Below are 14,161 nucleotides of genomic sequence, written 5' to 3'. Positions count from 1 at the left end.
GCTATGGCCTTCATTCGATGAAAAGCGCCGCAATCGGCCGGCGACGCCAGAACTTGCGCAAATCCGAACGCGTGACGGAAAGCGTCACCGAGCCGGTGTCGCCGCACAGCGTGATGCCGAGGCGCTTGAGCGAACCGTTCGACAGCGCGTCGAGCGCGGGCGCGAACCAGTCCTTCTCGAGCGCCCGAAGGGATGAGTTCCAGCGCGCCCAGTCCTGCTCGATGAACGGCGCGGAGAACGGATCGAGTTCGACGAGCGTAGTGCCTTCGGCATTCGCCTTCACGAGCGCGGGCAGGCTTTCCGGCGGCGTGTGCGCTTCGATGCCGGCGGCGATCGCCAGCCCGCGCGTCGCGGCGGCATCCGACATGACGCGTGCGAACGGACTCGTGACGGGACGCATCGCGCCTTGCGCATGCAGCCAGATGGAGTTGATCGCGGGCAGGCCGCGCGACTCGCGTTCCACGTTGAGCGGATGTTCGAACCACGCCATCTGCACTTCGTTCTGCAGCTTCATCCATGCGCGCGAGCGTTCGCCCGTGCGGGCTTCGTGCGGCAGCCAGATTTCGATGTTGCGTCCGGTCGCGCGCAACGGCGATGCCCCCGCGAGCGCGCCGAGCGCTTCACCGGACACGTACCAGCGCAGCGGCGTCGGCGCCTGCAACGCGATGCCCAGTTCTTCGATCACCGGCCGCGCCGTCTGAAGCAACGCGCGCGCTTCTTCGGTCCGCACGCCGAGCGTGGCGGGATCGATCAATACCAGATGATCGTGCGCGATCCGGACATGAACCGGCTCGATGCACGCCCACGACGCATCGCCGGGCGTGCCGCCATCGGCGAGAAGCATGAAGGGGGCGAGCGGGGCGTCGTCGGCGTGGCGCTCACCGGCCCCCTGCATAACCACGCCGAAGCGCTGCGCGATCCAGCGTTCGTGCGGCAGCGTGCGCTGGAAATCCTCTCCGATCACGCGTTCTTCGAGCGTGGCGCGGGCGAGCAGCTTGTCGAGCGCCGCGCTTTCCAGTCCGTGCAGCGCAGTGGCGGCGTCCGCCGCCGAGGGCAAAGCGAACGGCAGGAGAAGGTGAAGGTCGGGAACGGGCATGATGGTCGGCATTGTAGGGCATGCGCCGATGCCACGCGCGTCGGGGGAACGCTGCGAATCGCCCGCCGAAAGGCCTTCGCGCACTCCGCCGAATGGCCGATGCCAGCGCCCGTTTGTTACGGCGCTCACGCCACCTATGGCAAACTTTCGCAAATTCCGGCCATGCCCCGCATCGGTTCACGGCCGCGACAGCAACAGCAGACACAGGGATTCGCTTGAAACTTCCGTACGAATGGCAGATCGGCTGGCGCTACACGCGCGCCAGCAAACGCACCACAGGCAACGGCTTCATCTCCTTCATCGCGCTCGTGTCGATGGCGGGCATCGCGCTCGGCGTCGCCGCGCTGATCGTCGTGTTGTCGGTCATGAACGGCTTCCAGAAGGAAGTGCGCGACCGCATGCTATCGGTGCTCGCGCACGTCGAAATCTTCTCGCCGACCGGGTCGATGCCCAACTGGCAACTGACCGCGCAGGAAGCGCGCCGCAATCCGGAAGTGACCGGCGCGGCGCCGTATGTCGAAGCGCAGGCGCTGCTGACGCGGCAAGGCGCGGTGAGCGGCGTTGCGCTGCGAGGCGTGGAGCCGTCGCTGGAGCCGCAAGTGTCGGACATCGCGAAGGAAATGCGCGCGGGCAAGCTCGCGGATCTCGTGCCGGGGGAATTCGGCATCGTGCTCGGCCGCGATCTGGCGACGAACCTCGGCGTGATGACCGGCGACAAGATCACGCTAGTCGCGCCCGAAGGCACGATCACGCCGGCCGGCATGATGCCGCGGCTCAAGCAGTTCACGGTCGTCGGCATCTTCGAGTCCGGGCACTACGAATACGATTCGACGCTCGCGCTCATCGCCATCCGCGATGCGCAAGCGCTCTTTCGCCTGCCCGCGCCGACCGGCGTGCGCCTTCGCCTGAAGGACATGCAGCGCGCGCCCGAAGTCGCGCGGCAACTGTCGCATACGCTGTCCGGCGATTTGTACATCCGCGACTGGACGCAGCAGAACAAGACGTGGTTTTCCGCCGTGCAGATCGAGAAGCGCATGATGTTCATCATCCTCACGCTGATCATCGCGGTGGCCGCGTTCAATCTCGTTTCGTCGCTGGTGATGACCGTCACCGACAAGCAGGCCGATATCGCGATCCTTCGCACGCTCGGCGCGCAGCCCGGCTCCATCATGAAGATATTCGTGGTGCAGGGCGTGACGATCGGCTTCATCGGCACGGCGCTCGGCGTGTCGCTCGGCTGTCTCATCGCGTGGAGCATTCCGTGGCTCGTGCCGATGATCGAACATCTGATCGGCGTGCAGTTCCTGCCGCCTTCGGTCTATTTCATCAGCGAGCTGCCGTCCGAGCTCGTGCCGGGCGATGTCGCGAAGATCGGCGTCATCGCGTTCCTGTTGTCGTCGCTGGCCACGCTCTATCCGAGCTGGCGCGGCGCGAAGGTGCGTCCGGCGGAGGCGTTGCGTTATGAGTGACATGATTCCAGACAACAATATCGTGCTGCACGCGTCGGCGATTTCGAAGACCTTCGTGCAGGGCGGCTTCAACGTCCAGGTGCTCGACAACGCGCAGCTCGAAGTGCGGCGCGGCGAAAAGCTGGCGATCGTCGGCGCATCCGGCTCGGGCAAGAGCACGCTGCTGCATGTGCTCGGCGGACTCGACGAACCGAGCGCGGGCAAGGTGTCGCTGCTCGGCAAGCCGTTCACCGAGCTGAAGGAAAAGGAACGCAACGACTTGCGCAATCGCGCGCTCGGTTTCGTGTATCAGTTCCATCATCTGTTGCCGGAATTCACCGCGCTCGATAACGTCGCGATGCCGCTGCGCATCCGCCGCATGCCCGAGGACGCGGCGCGCAAGGAGGCGATGGCGATGCTCGAACGCGTGGGCATCGGGCATCGTGCGAAGCATCGGCCGGGCGCGCTGTCGGGCGGCGAGCGGCAGCGCGTGGCGATCGCGCGTGCGCTCGTCACGCGTCCGGCGTGCGTGCTGGCCGACGAGCCTACCGGCAATCTCGACGGCGGCACCGCCGATACGGTTTTCAATCTGATGCTGGAACTGTCGCAGACGCTCGAGACGAGCTTCGTGATCGTCACGCACGATGCCGATCTCGCCGCGCGTTGCGACCGCATCATGCGTTTGCGCGACGGCGTGCTGCACGAAGAGCCGTCGGTGCCGGTCTGAGCGTCGCGGACCACGGAGCGCGCCATGTGGATCGATACCCACTGTCATCTCGATGCCTCGGAGTTCGACGCGGATCGCGATGACGTCGCGCGCGCCGCGGTCGAGTCGAACGTGACGCGCATCGTGATACCGGGCGTCGAGCGCGCGAACTTCGATACAGTGCGAGTGCTCGCGCATCGCATCGAAGGCGGGGCGTATGCGCTCGGCATTCATCCGCTCTTCACGCCGCGCGCCACCGAGGATGACCTTCTCGTGTTGCGCGAACGGATTGCGGCGAGTCTCGACGATCCGCTCTTCGTCGGCATCGGCGAAATCGGGCTGGATTACTTCGTCCCGACGCTCGACGACGCGCGCCAGCAATTCTTCTATGGCGCGCAGCTCAAGCTCGCTCGAGAGTTCGATTTGCCGGTCATTTGCCATGTGCGCAAGTCGCAGGACAAGGTGTTGAAGGGCTTGCGCGTGAATCGGATTCATTGCGGCATCGCGCATGCGTTCAACGGCAGCTTTCAGCAGGCCGAGGCGTTCATCGCGCAGGGCATGCGGCTCGGCTTCGGCGGCAATCTGACGTTCGAGCGCGCGCGTCAGATTCGCCGGCTGGCGGCGGAGCTTCCCCTCGACGCGATCGTGCTCGAAACCGATGCGCCCGATATCGCGCCTGCGTGGCGGTACAAGGGGCGCAATACGCCGGATCAGGTCGCGGGCATCGCGAAGGTGCTCGCGGAGCTGCGCGGCATCGACGAAACCGCGCTTTCCCTAGGCACAACGGCTAACGCGCGCGCGGCGCTGCCCCGGCTGGGACTCGCTTCTTCATAATCGTTCGCAGGGTCATTCGATTCGGACCACTGATGGTGTCCGGGTGGATGCGTTCGCGTCGACGATGAAAGAGGAACGAGTGCGTGCGATGTTGCTGGGGTTTGCGTTGGGTGTCGGGTGGCTGCAGCAACAGGCGCGTTTGCCGGGCTTGCTGCTTTGTTGCGTGGCTGTCTGTATTGCACTGAGCGCGGGAGGCATCGCGCGCCGCCGGTTCGGAAGCAGCGCATTCGTGATCGCGGCGGTCGTCGCGGGCTTCGCGTATGCGGCGTTGCGCGCCGAGATTCGCTTGCGTCCGCATTTGCCGGTCGACTACGAGCAGCGCGATATCGAACTCACCGGCTTCGTGCGCGGTTTGCCTGAGCCACAGCCGCAAGGCACGCGCTTTCTGTTCGAAGTGGAGGCGAACGGCGCGGGGTTGCACGACTTCCCGAAGATCGTGAGGCTGCTTTGGGTGCCGGCGGCGACGCATGCTCCGCCCCCATCGCATGCCGGTCAACGGTGGACGCTCACCGCGCGTCTCAAACGCCCGCATGCGAACGCGAACTTCTCGCTGCGCGACGGCGAAGTGGCCCTGCTCGAGCGCGGCATTCGGGCGACGGGATCGGTATCGCTCGCGCGTGCGCCGCGTTAACTTCCCGGCGATGCGATCGGTCCGTGGCTCGCCATCGATCGATGGCGAGGGCATATTCGTCAGCGCATCGAGACGGTGCTCGGGAGCGCGCCGCATCGCGGGATCATCGTGGCGCTTGCGGTGGGCGCGCAGGAATCCGTCAGCGACGACGACTGGGCCATCATGCGCGCAACCGGCACGAGTCATCTGGTTGCGATTTCCGGGCTGCATATCGGCTTCGTCGCGGGGCTGGCGGCGCTGGCTTGCGGGTTCGTCTGGAGGCGAGTCAGGGTGCGCGGCGTGGACGGGCCGCTGCTCATGGCCACGCCGAAAGTCGCGGCGCTCGGGGCGGCGTCGTTTGCGGCGGTGTATGCCGCGCTTGCCGGATTCAACGTGCCGGCGCAGCGGACGCTGTGGATGCTGACGGTGTTCGCGATCGCGTTCGTGTGCGGGCGGCGGCCGGCGTCGTCGCTCGTGCTCGCGTGGGCGCTTGCGCTCGTGCTGCTTGCCGATCCGTGGGCGGTGACATCGCCGGGGTTCTGGCTGTCCTTCTGCGCCGTGGCGGCCATTTTGCATGCGATCGCGGCGCAAGGCCGGCGGGCGTCGAAGGCGCGAGGCGATGATGATGACGATTGGTTAGCCGGAGTGGAGGCGCGTGATCCGGTGTTGCCGGATGAAGGGGCGGCAGTTGCGTCGGATGAGGCGAGGGCGTCGAATGCGCGCCGAGCGTCGAATGTGTCGGATGCGTCGAGCATGTCTAACGCGGTGAACGCGGTGAGCGCGGTGAGCGCGGTGAGCGCGGTGAGCGCGGTGAACGCGGTGAACGCGGTGAACGCGGCGAACACGGCGAACACGGCGAACACGGCGAACACGGCGAACACGGCGAACACGGCGAACACGGCGAACACGGCGAACACGGCGAACACGGCGAACACGGCGAACACGGCGAACACGGCGAACACGGCGAATAAGGCGAATGCTTCGAATGCTTCGAATAAGTCGAGCATGTCTAACACGGCGGACGCGGCGAAAGCGTCGAACACGTCCTACGCGCTACATACGCGCGCCACACGACACTCACTGCTCACGCCGACTCCTATCGGCCCGAAGCGCCGGCTCATTTCCGCATTGCGCCGCACCGCTTCGAAGCTGCGCGCCCACATCGCATCCAGCGCGCGCGTCCAATACGCCGTCACGCTCGCACTCGCGCCGCTGACCGCGTACTGGTTCTCGCAGGTGCCGCTCGTCGGGCCGCTCGCCAACGCGTTCGCGATTCCGTGGGTCAGTTTCATCGTCACGCCGGCGACGCTCGCCGGTCTGATCCTTCCCGCGCCCGTCGATGCGCCCGCGTTCCACATCGCGCATGCCGCGCTTTCCGTCCTTTGCGACGCGTTGAAGCACCTCGCCGATGCCGGCCCCGCATGGTCCCTCTGGCGCCTGCCGCAGCCTCGACCGTTCGCGCTCGCCGCCGCACTGGCCGGGACAGCATGGGCGCTCGCCCCGCGCGGGTGGCCGTTGCGCTTCGCCGCGCCGCTGACCTGGCTGCCGCTGCTCGCGCCTGCACCACACGTCACACCGCCCGGCGCGTTCCGCATCACGGCGCTCGACATCGGCCAGGGCTCGGCGCTCGTCGTCGAGACGGCGAAGCACGCGCTGCTTTTCGACGCCGGCCCCGGTCCCGAATCGACCCACGCGGGCGAGCGCATCACCGCGCCGTATCTGATCGCGACCGGAACGCGCACGCTCGATGCGCTCGTCATCAGCCATTCCGATTCCGATCACTCGGGCGGTGCGCCGGCGGTGCTGCAAGCGATCGCCGTGCGCCAGCTGCTCGCATCGCTTCCCGCCGACGACGCGCTCTGGTCGGACGCCCGCAAGCGCGGCAGCGACACGCTGCGATGCGCGGCGGGACAACACTGGACGTGGGACGGCGTCGATTTCCGCATGCTGTGGCCGGACCCTGGCCCGCTGACGGGCAAGCCGAATCATCAGGGCTGCGTGCTGAAAATCACGAACGCGTCCGGGCGAACCGCGCTTCTCACCGCCGACATCGAAGCCGATGTCGAACGCACGCTTCTCGCCCGCAATCCATCTGCGTTGCGCGCCGATGTTCTCATCGTGCCGCATCACGGCAGCCGCACGTCGTTGACCGAACCTTTCCTCGATTCCGTCGAGCCGCTCGCCGCGGTATTTCAGGTAGGCTATCGCAACCGTTTTCACCATCCGAACCCGACCGTCCATGCGCGCTACCGGATGCGGGGCATCGTGCTCTCGCGCAGCGACGAAGACGGCGCGGCCCGCATCGACGTGGGCTCGGACATCGTGCTCGAACGCTTCCGGCAAACGCACGCGCGTTACTGGATGGACCACTGACAAGGAAGCGCTTGAAGGACATCATCCATTTCTCGCACGCGAACGGCTTTCCGGCATCGACGTATCGCACGGTATTCGCCGAACTCGCCGACGACTACGAGATTCGCAGCATCGAACGATACGGCCACGATCCGCGCTTCCCCGTCACGCGCGACTGGCCTTATCTCGTCGATGAACTCATCGACGACATGAGCCGTCATCGGCGTGAAGCAGGCGGCGCGCATCCGAAAGTGTGGCTGGTCGGCCATTCGCTCGGCGGCTATCTGTCGCTGATGGCGGCGCACAAGCGCCCGCAGTGGGTGAAGGGCGTCGTCATGCTGGATTCGCCGGTCATCGCGGGGTGGCGCAGCGGTCTGCTGCGCGTGATGCAATGGACCGGGCTCGACGAACGCCTGTCGCCCGCCGCCGCGACGCGCAACCGCCGCACGCGCTGGGCGAGCCGTGACGAGGCGTGGCGTCACTTTCGGGCGAAGCCCGCGTTCGCGCGCTGGGACGAACGGATGTTGTCGGATTACATCGAGTTCGGCATTCCGTCAACGCATCCCGATGGCACGCGCGCGCTCGCGTTCGACCGGCGGACCGAATACCTGATCTATCGCACGTTGCCGCACACGCTCGGCGCGCGGCTCGCGCATGGCGCGCCGGTGCCGGTCGGATTCGTCGCGGGCACGCAGTCGACCGAAGTGCGGCAGGTCGGACTCGCGATGACGCGGCGCATCGCCGGCGAGCATTTCGAGTGGATGGAAGGCAGCCATCTCTTCCCGATGGAACGGCCCATCGACACCGCTCGCGCCGTGCGGCGGCTGCTTGTCGCAATGGACCGATAGACGCGCATCGAAGCCGAAACGATCGCCATAAATGGCGTCAAAAGCAGGGCGCGCAAGGCGGATTTCACCGGCGCGCGCGTTGGGTCGCGGGCGGCCTTTACGGTATAATCCGTTTTTCCCGCGAGCATCTAGCGATGACCAAATATGTATTCGTCACCGGCGGCGTAGTTTCTTCCCTCGGCAAGGGTATTGCCGCCGCCTCCCTCGCCGCGATCCTCGAATCGCGCGGTCTGAAAGTCACTCTCCTCAAGCTCGATCCCTACATCAACGTCGACCCCGGCACGATGTCCCCGTTTCAGCACGGCGAAGTGTTCGTGACGGAAGACGGCGCGGAGACCGACCTCGACCTCGGCCACTACGAGCGCTTCATCAGCACGAAGATGCGCAAGGCCAACAACTTCACCACGGGCCAGATCTACGAATCGGTGATCCGCAAGGAGCGCCGCGGCGAGTATCTCGGCAAGACGGTGCAGGTCATCCCGCACATCACCAACGAAATCCAGGCGTTCGTCGAGCGCGGCGCGGCCGCCGCCACGTGCGGTCAGCCGGATGTCGCGATTGTTGAAATCGGCGGCACGGTGGGCGACATCGAATCGCTGCCGTTCCTCGAAGCCGCGCGTCAGATGAGCCTGCGCATGGGCCGCCACAGCGCGTGCTTCGTGCACCTGACGCTCGTGCCGTTCATCGCCACCGCGGGCGAACTCAAGACCAAGCCGACTCAGCACAGCGTGCAGAAGCTGCGCGAAATCGGTATCTATCCGAACGTGTTGCTGTGCCGCGCGGATCGCCCGATTCCGGACGACGAGCGCCAGAAGATTTCCCTCTTCTCGAACGTGCAGGAAGACGCGGTCATCTCGGTGTGGGACGCGGACAGCATCTACAAGATTCCGCAGATGCTCAACGATCAGGGCCTCGACGAGATCGTCTGCGACGAACTGAAGCTCTCGCCGCCGCCGGCCGACCTGAAGATGTGGTCGGATCTCGTGGAGAAGCTGGAGAATCCGAAGAACGAAGTGACCATCGGCATGGTCGGCAAGTATGTGGAACTGACCGAGTCGTACAAGTCGCTGATCGAGGCGCTGCGCCACGCGGCCATCCATACGTCGACGAAGGTCAACATCGAATATATCGATTCCGAGCAGATCGAAGCCGAAGGCACGGGCGCGCTGGAACATCTCGACGCCGTGCTGGTGCCGGGCGGGTTCGGGCGTCGCGGCACGGAAGGCAAGATCAAGGCCATCCGCTATGCGCGCGAATCGAAGACGCCGTATCTCGGCATCTGCCTCGGCATGCAGCTCGCGGTCATCGAATTCGCGCGCGACGTCGCCGGTCTCGCCGATGCGAACAGCACCGAGTTCGACTCGCACACCACGAACCCGGTCGTCGCACTCATCACCGAGTGGTATGACCGTGCTGGCCGCATCGAAAAGCGCACCGAAGAATCGGACCTCGGCGGCACCATGCGCCTCGGGTCGCAAAAGTGTCCGATCAAGCCCGGCACGATGGCCGAGCGCATTTACGGCACGGATGTGAACGAGCGTCATCGTCATCGTTATGAAGTGAATAACCGTTTCGTGCCGCAACTCGAAGCGGGCGGGCTTATCATCAGCGCGCGTACGCCGAGCGAAGACCTGCCGGAGATGATGGAGCTGCCACAATCGCTGCATCCGTGGTTCGTCGGCGTGCAGTTTCACCCCGAATTCACCTCGACGCCTCGCGACGGGCATCCGCTCTTCAAGGCGTTCGTCGAAGCGGCGCGTTCGCACGCGCTGGCTGCGGGCGGCGCGAAGGGCGGCGAGCAGATCGCCGCGACGGCAGGAGCGCAGGCATGAAGCTATGTCATTTCGAAGCGGGTCTGGACCAGCCCTTCTTTCTGATCGCGGGCACGTGCGTCGTCGAATCTGAACAAATGACGATCGACGTCGCCGGGCGGCTGAAGGAAATCACGTCCAAGCTCGGGATTCCGTTCATCTACAAGTCGTCGTTCGACAAGGCGAACCGCAGTTCGGGCAAGTCGTATCGCGGTCCGGGAATGGACGAAGGCTTGCGCATTCTCGGCGAAGTGAAGAAGCAGCTCGGCGTGCCCGTGCTCACGGACGTGCATGCCGAAGAGGAAATCGAAGCGGTGGCATCGGTCGTGGATGTGCTGCAGACGCCCGCGTTCCTGTGCCGTCAGACGGACTTCATCCACGCGTGCGCGCGTTCGGGGAAGCCCGTCAACATCAAGAAAGGCCAGTTTCTCGCGCCGCACGACATGAAGAACGTGATCGACAAGGCGCGCGATGCGGCGCGTGAAGCCGGTCTCTCTGAAGACCGCTTCATGGGGTGCGAGCGCGGCGTGTCGTTCGGCTATAACAACCTCGTGTCCGATATGCGTTCGCTCGCGATCATGCGCGAGACCGACGCGCCCGTCGTGTTCGACGCCACGCATTCCGTGCAGTTGCCGGGCGGGCAGGGCACCAGTTCCGGCGGCCAGCGCGAGTTCGTGCCGGTGCTGGCGCGCGCGGCAGTCGCTACGGGCGTCGCGGGGCTTTTCATGGAGACGCATCCCGATCCCGCGTGCGCGAAGTCGGACGGTCCGAACGCCGTGCCGCTGCATCGCATGGAAGCACTGCTCGAGACGCTCGTCGCGCTCGATCGCGCCGTCAAGAGCGGTCCGTTTCTCGAGAACGACTTCAACTAACGCGCGGGTCGGCATAGCCGGGCGGACGCCTCGCGGTCGGCGTCCGCTTCACGAGGACAGAAATGGTCGCGCGAAGGCAGGCGCGAACCACGAGAGCCGTCAGAAGGTCTGAGCGAAGCCAGTGCAGCATCGAGTCATCGCTTCATTGTGACCGACAGAATTCATCGTCAATTTGAGGAAACCATGAGTGCTATCGTAGATATCATCGGCCGCGAGATTCTCGATTCGCGAGGCAACCCCACCGTCGAGTGCGATGTTTTGCTCGAATCGGGCACGATGGGCCGCGCCGCGGTGCCGTCGGGGGCGTCCACGGGATCGCGTGAAGCCATCGAACTGCGCGACGACGAAGCCGGCCGCTACGGCGGCAAAGGCGTGCTGAAGGCGGTCGAACACATCAACACCGAGATTTCCGAAGCCATCATGGGCCTCGACGCCTCGGAACAGGCTTTCCTCGACAAGACCCTGCTCGAGCTCGACGGCACCGAAAACAAGTCGCGCCTCGGCGCTAACGCGTTGCTCGCCGTGTCGATGGCTGTGGCGAAGGCCGCAGCGGAAGAAGCCGGCCTGCCGCTCTATCGCTATTTCGGCGGCTCGGGCGCGATGCAACTGCCGGTGCCGATGATGAACATCGTCAACGGCGGCGCGCACGCGAACAACAGCCTGGACATCCAGGAATTCATGATCGTGCCGGTGAGCCAGCCGACCTTCCGCGAAGCGCTGCGTTGCGGCGCGGAAGTGTTCCACGCGCTCAAGAAGATCCTGTCGGATCGCGGCATGAGCACGGCAGTCGGCGACGAAGGCGGTTTCGCACCGAACTTCGGCAGCAACGACGAATGCCTCTCCACCATTCTCCAGGCCATCGAGAAGGCGGGCTATCGCGCGGGTGAAGACGTGCTGCTTGCGCTGGACTGCGCGGCGAGCGAGTTCTACCACGACGGCAAATACCAGCTCGCCGGCGAAGGCCTGCAGCTTTCGTCGGGCGAATTCACCGACTATCTCGCGACGCTCGCCGACAAGTTCCCGATCGTTTCCATCGAAGACGGCATGCACGAAAGCGACTGGAACGGCTGGAAGACGCTGACAGACCGCCTCGGCAAGAAAGTGCAGCTCGTCGGCGACGATCTCTTCGTCACGAACACGCGCATCCTGAAGGAAGGCATTGAGAAGGGCATCGCGAATTCGATCCTCATCAAGATCAATCAGATCGGCACGCTGACGGAGACGTTCGCGGCCATCGAAATGGCGAAGCGCGCCGGCTACACGGCGGTCATCTCGCACCGCTCGGGCGAAACGGAAGATTCGACGATCGCGGATATCGCCGTCGGCCTGAACGCCGGTCAGATCAAGACCGGCTCCCTGTCGCGCAGCGACCGTATCTCGAAGTACAACCAGTTGCTGCGTATCGAGGAAGACCTCGGCGATATCGCAAGCTATCCCGGCAAGTCGGCGTTCTACAACTTGCGCTAAAGCTTTCGCCGCTTTAGTCGATAAGGACGTTAGCTTTATTCTCTGTCCGCCGCGCCGGCTTCGGTGTCACTGAAGCCGTCCGGCGGCGCTTATTTCGGCTACTCGAATGCGGCTTGTAACTGTCGTTCTGGTCTTGTTGCTGGTGCTGATCCAGTACCCGCTCTGGTGGGGGCACGGCGGCTGGTTGCGCGTGCATGAATTGCAGCAGCAACTTGCGCAGCAGACCGACAAGAACATGAACCTGAAACTGCGCAACGAGCGCGTGCAGGGCGAAGTGCAGGACCTGCAAAGCGGCACCGCCGCTGTCGAAGAACGGGCCCGCTATGAAATGGGCATGGTGAAGGACAGCGAGGTGTTCGTGCAGTTCGTATCGCCCAATTCGACGGCGCCGGTCAGCTCGGCGAATGCGCCGTCGGTGAACGGCTCGACGCGCGGGCAGGTATCGGCGGCGCCGCTGCGGGTGGTGCCGAATCCGGTATCGCGTTCGAAGCAGGAATTGCGCGAGCTGGACCGCAAGGCGCGCAAGGAAAAAGAGGCGAAGAAAAAGCCAGGCGCGACGCAGTAATATCGGGCAGCGGACACACAAATGGCGCAGTCATCGACTGCGCCATTTGCTTTTGTACGGCAGAAATTGGGTGGATTACCACCAGGTCCCGAAGCCGACGCCCGTTCCCCAATATGGGCCGCCCCAGCCGCCGCTCGAATATCCGCCGTACACGCTGATGGGCGTCGCCGTGTAGCCGGACATCATCTTGGCATTGTTGCCGGCTGTCGCCGATTGCTGCGATTCGGCCAGCGCCTGCTTGTCGATCGCGTTATAGCGCTCCATCTGCTGCTCGGGCGTCAGCGCCTGTTGCACCGGCGCCGATGTGCTCGGCAGACGGCTATAGATCGGCGACGGGCCCGGCGGGTCCATCGCGCAGCCCGCGACAAGGAGTACGGCGGCCACGCCGGACGACAGTTTCAATAGCAACGAGACGTTTCTCATTTTCGACCTCCAGCCGGTCGGACAACTAAACAAACGCCAATCATAGCGCGCGGCGGTTCGCCTGGACCACGCGCGCGGTTTCGCCCGTTCATGCGATCCAGCGTTCGCCCGGCGCGTTCGACGGCACGCCGGACAAGGCTTCGACGGCGCTCAGTGCCGCTGGTCCGCTGCGGGGCTCACGCCTTGTGAGAGCTCTTTTGCGACAAAAAGTTGCGCAACGTCGACCGGATCGAACTCGTAGCGCTGATTGCAAAACTCGCAATGCACTTCGACGGCCCCGCGTTCGTCGATCACGCTGTCCACTTCCTCGCGGCCGAGCATCTTCAACATGCCGCCGACCTTCTCGCGCGAGCACGTGCACTGAAAGCGCGCCGCAGCGGGCTCGAAGTGCTGCACGTTCTCCTGCCAGAACAGGCGGCGAAATACCGTCTCCGGCTCTTCCTTCAGCAGTTCTTCCGTCGAGAGCGTGCTGCCGAGATGGCAGACGCGCTGCCACGTATCGGCGTCGTGCTCGCCAGGATGCGGAACGATGCCGCCATCGCCCGGCAGCTTCTGCAGCAGCACCCCGACCGCGCGGTCGGTATCGGCGGCGAGCCACATGCGCGTATCCAACTGCTCCGAGTGATGCATGTAGTGTTCCAGCACCTCGGCCATCGACGCGAGCGGCCCATGTTCGCCCGAGAGCGGCACGATGCCCTGATACGGCTGCTGGCCGGGCTTCTTGTCGGACGGATCGAGCGTGATGACGCAGCGGCCGTGACCGTGACGGTTGAGCAGGTCGGCGAGCGGCATGTCGCTCTGAAGTTCGCTTTCCGCGCCTTCGGCGAGCTTGGCCGTCGCGCGCAGCGACAGGTTCGAATTGCACTGCACGACCAGCATTTTCACGGGGCCGTCGCCATAAATCTGCATGACGAGCGTGCCGTCGAACTTGAGATTCGCGGAGAGCAGGGCGCACGCGGCCATCATTTCGCCTAGCACGTTGCGCACGGCCGGCGGATACGCCCGGCGCGCGAGCACTTCCTGCCACGTGTTACGCAGCGAGACGATTTCGCCGCGCACGGGCGCCGCATTGAACATGAATTTCTGCAACTGGTCGTTCACAACGCTTCCTTGGGTGTTGAGGCGGAAC

13 protein-coding genes are annotated in these 14,161 nt (G+C 64.9%); 10 read left to right on the top strand and 3 right to left on the bottom strand.

Annotation, left to right across the window (positions count from 1 at the left end):
* Nucleotides 1–10: 10 nt before the first annotated feature.
* A complete protein-coding gene (locus tag P9255_RS14105) occupies nt 11–1,108 on the bottom strand; it encodes a regulator (protein ID WP_309789872.1) in 1,098 nt (365 codons plus the stop codon).
* Between the two features lie 203 nt (nt 1,109–1,311).
* Here P9255_RS14105 and P9255_RS14100 point away from each other — a divergent pair, with 203 nt between their 5' ends.
* The 10 genes from P9255_RS14100 (at nt 1,312) to ftsB (ending at nt 12,609) form a co-directional block, all read left to right on the top strand.
* Nucleotides 1,312–2,565: a lipoprotein-releasing ABC transporter permease subunit gene (locus tag P9255_RS14100; RefSeq protein WP_309789871.1), complete on the top strand. Its 1,254-nt coding sequence runs from the start codon at nt 1,312–1,314 to the stop codon at nt 2,563–2,565.
* Entirely contained in the window at nt 2,558–3,271 is a 714-nt protein-coding gene (gene lolD, locus P9255_RS14095; RefSeq protein WP_309764522.1) for a lipoprotein-releasing ABC transporter ATP-binding protein LolD, read from the top strand. Before P9255_RS14100 ends, lolD begins: the two co-directional genes overlap by 8 nt.
* A gap of 24 nt (nt 3,272–3,295) precedes the next feature.
* Complete coding sequence (locus P9255_RS14090) at nt 3,296–4,084, top strand: TatD family hydrolase (RefSeq protein ID WP_309789870.1); 789 nt, start codon at nt 3,296–3,298, stop codon at nt 4,082–4,084.
* A gap of 64 nt (nt 4,085–4,148) precedes the next feature.
* Entirely contained in the window at nt 4,149–4,715 is a 567-nt protein-coding gene (locus P9255_RS14085) for a ComEC/Rec2 family competence protein (protein WP_309789869.1), read from the top strand.
* A gap of 75 nt (nt 4,716–4,790) precedes the next feature.
* Nucleotides 4,791–7,067 carry a ComEC/Rec2 family competence protein gene (locus P9255_RS14080; RefSeq protein WP_309789868.1) on the top strand — a complete coding sequence of 759 codons (2,277 nt, stop codon included), beginning with the start codon at nt 4,791–4,793 and terminating at the stop codon, nt 7,065–7,067.
* Nucleotides 7,068–7,078: 11 nt separating this feature from the next.
* Nucleotides 7,079–7,894: an alpha/beta hydrolase gene (locus tag P9255_RS14075; RefSeq protein WP_309789867.1), complete on the top strand. Its 816-nt coding sequence runs from the start codon at nt 7,079–7,081 to the stop codon at nt 7,892–7,894.
* 134 nt (nt 7,895–8,028) lie between these two features.
* Complete coding sequence (locus tag P9255_RS14070) at nt 8,029–9,726, top strand: CTP synthase (protein ID WP_309789866.1); 1,698 nt, start codon at nt 8,029–8,031, stop codon at nt 9,724–9,726.
* On the top strand, nt 9,723–10,577 hold the full coding sequence (kdsA, locus tag P9255_RS14065) for a 3-deoxy-8-phosphooctulonate synthase (RefSeq protein WP_309789865.1): 855 nt from the start codon (nt 9,723–9,725) through the stop codon (nt 10,575–10,577). The genes P9255_RS14070 and kdsA overlap by 4 nt, the downstream gene beginning before the upstream one ends.
* Nucleotides 10,578–10,760: 183 nt before the next feature.
* A complete protein-coding gene (gene eno / locus P9255_RS14060) occupies nt 10,761–12,044 on the top strand; it encodes a phosphopyruvate hydratase (RefSeq protein WP_309764541.1) in 1,284 nt (427 codons plus the stop codon).
* Between the two features lie 106 nt (nt 12,045–12,150).
* Nucleotides 12,151–12,609 (top strand): cell division protein FtsB, encoded by a 459-nt coding sequence (ftsB, locus tag P9255_RS14055; protein ID WP_309789864.1) that lies wholly within the window; start codon nt 12,151–12,153, stop codon nt 12,607–12,609.
* Nucleotides 12,610–12,684: 75 nt separating this feature from the next.
* On the opposite strand, the gene P9255_RS14050 is transcribed toward ftsB, so the two are convergent.
* Both P9255_RS14050 and hslO read right to left on the bottom strand, forming a co-directional pair.
* A complete protein-coding gene (locus P9255_RS14050; protein ID WP_309789863.1) occupies nt 12,685–13,032 on the bottom strand; it encodes a hypothetical protein in 348 nt (115 codons plus the stop codon).
* A gap of 150 nt (nt 13,033–13,182) precedes the next feature.
* Entirely contained in the window at nt 13,183–14,133 is a 951-nt protein-coding gene (gene hslO / locus P9255_RS14045) for an Hsp33 family molecular chaperone HslO (RefSeq protein ID WP_309789861.1), read from the bottom strand.
* Between the last annotated feature and the right edge of the window lie 28 nt (nt 14,134–14,161).

This window comes from Caballeronia sp. LZ019, from assembly GCF_031450825.1.
GTDB lineage: Bacteria > Pseudomonadota > Gammaproteobacteria > Burkholderiales > Burkholderiaceae > Caballeronia.
The sequence above is the reverse complement of the archived record's forward strand: the minus strand, read 5'-3'. Positions and strand labels throughout refer to the sequence as shown.

What these genes read in the sequence shown, in the direction of transcription:
- P9255_RS14105 (WP_309789872.1), bottom strand. Translation starts at nt 1,108, where the DNA reads ATGCCGACCATCATGCCCGTTCCCGACCTTCACCTTCTCCTGCCGTTC.
- P9255_RS14070 (WP_309789866.1), top strand. Translation starts at nt 8,029, where the DNA reads ATGACCAAATATGTATTCGTCACCGGCGGCGTAGTTTCTTCCCTCGGC.
- lolD (WP_309764522.1), top strand. Translation starts at nt 2,558, where the DNA reads ATGAGTGACATGATTCCAGACAACAATATCGTGCTGCACGCGTCGGCG.
- kdsA (WP_309789865.1), top strand. Translation starts at nt 9,723, where the DNA reads ATGAAGCTATGTCATTTCGAAGCGGGTCTGGACCAGCCCTTCTTTCTG.
- ftsB (WP_309789864.1), top strand. Translation starts at nt 12,151, where the DNA reads ATGCGGCTTGTAACTGTCGTTCTGGTCTTGTTGCTGGTGCTGATCCAG.
- P9255_RS14050 (WP_309789863.1), bottom strand. Translation starts at nt 13,032, where the DNA reads ATGAGAAACGTCTCGTTGCTATTGAAACTGTCGTCCGGCGTGGCCGCC.
- P9255_RS14085 (WP_309789869.1), top strand. Translation starts at nt 4,149, where the DNA reads ATGAAAGAGGAACGAGTGCGTGCGATGTTGCTGGGGTTTGCGTTGGGT.
- P9255_RS14090 (WP_309789870.1), top strand. Translation starts at nt 3,296, where the DNA reads ATGTGGATCGATACCCACTGTCATCTCGATGCCTCGGAGTTCGACGCG.
- eno (WP_309764541.1), top strand. Translation starts at nt 10,761, where the DNA reads ATGAGTGCTATCGTAGATATCATCGGCCGCGAGATTCTCGATTCGCGA.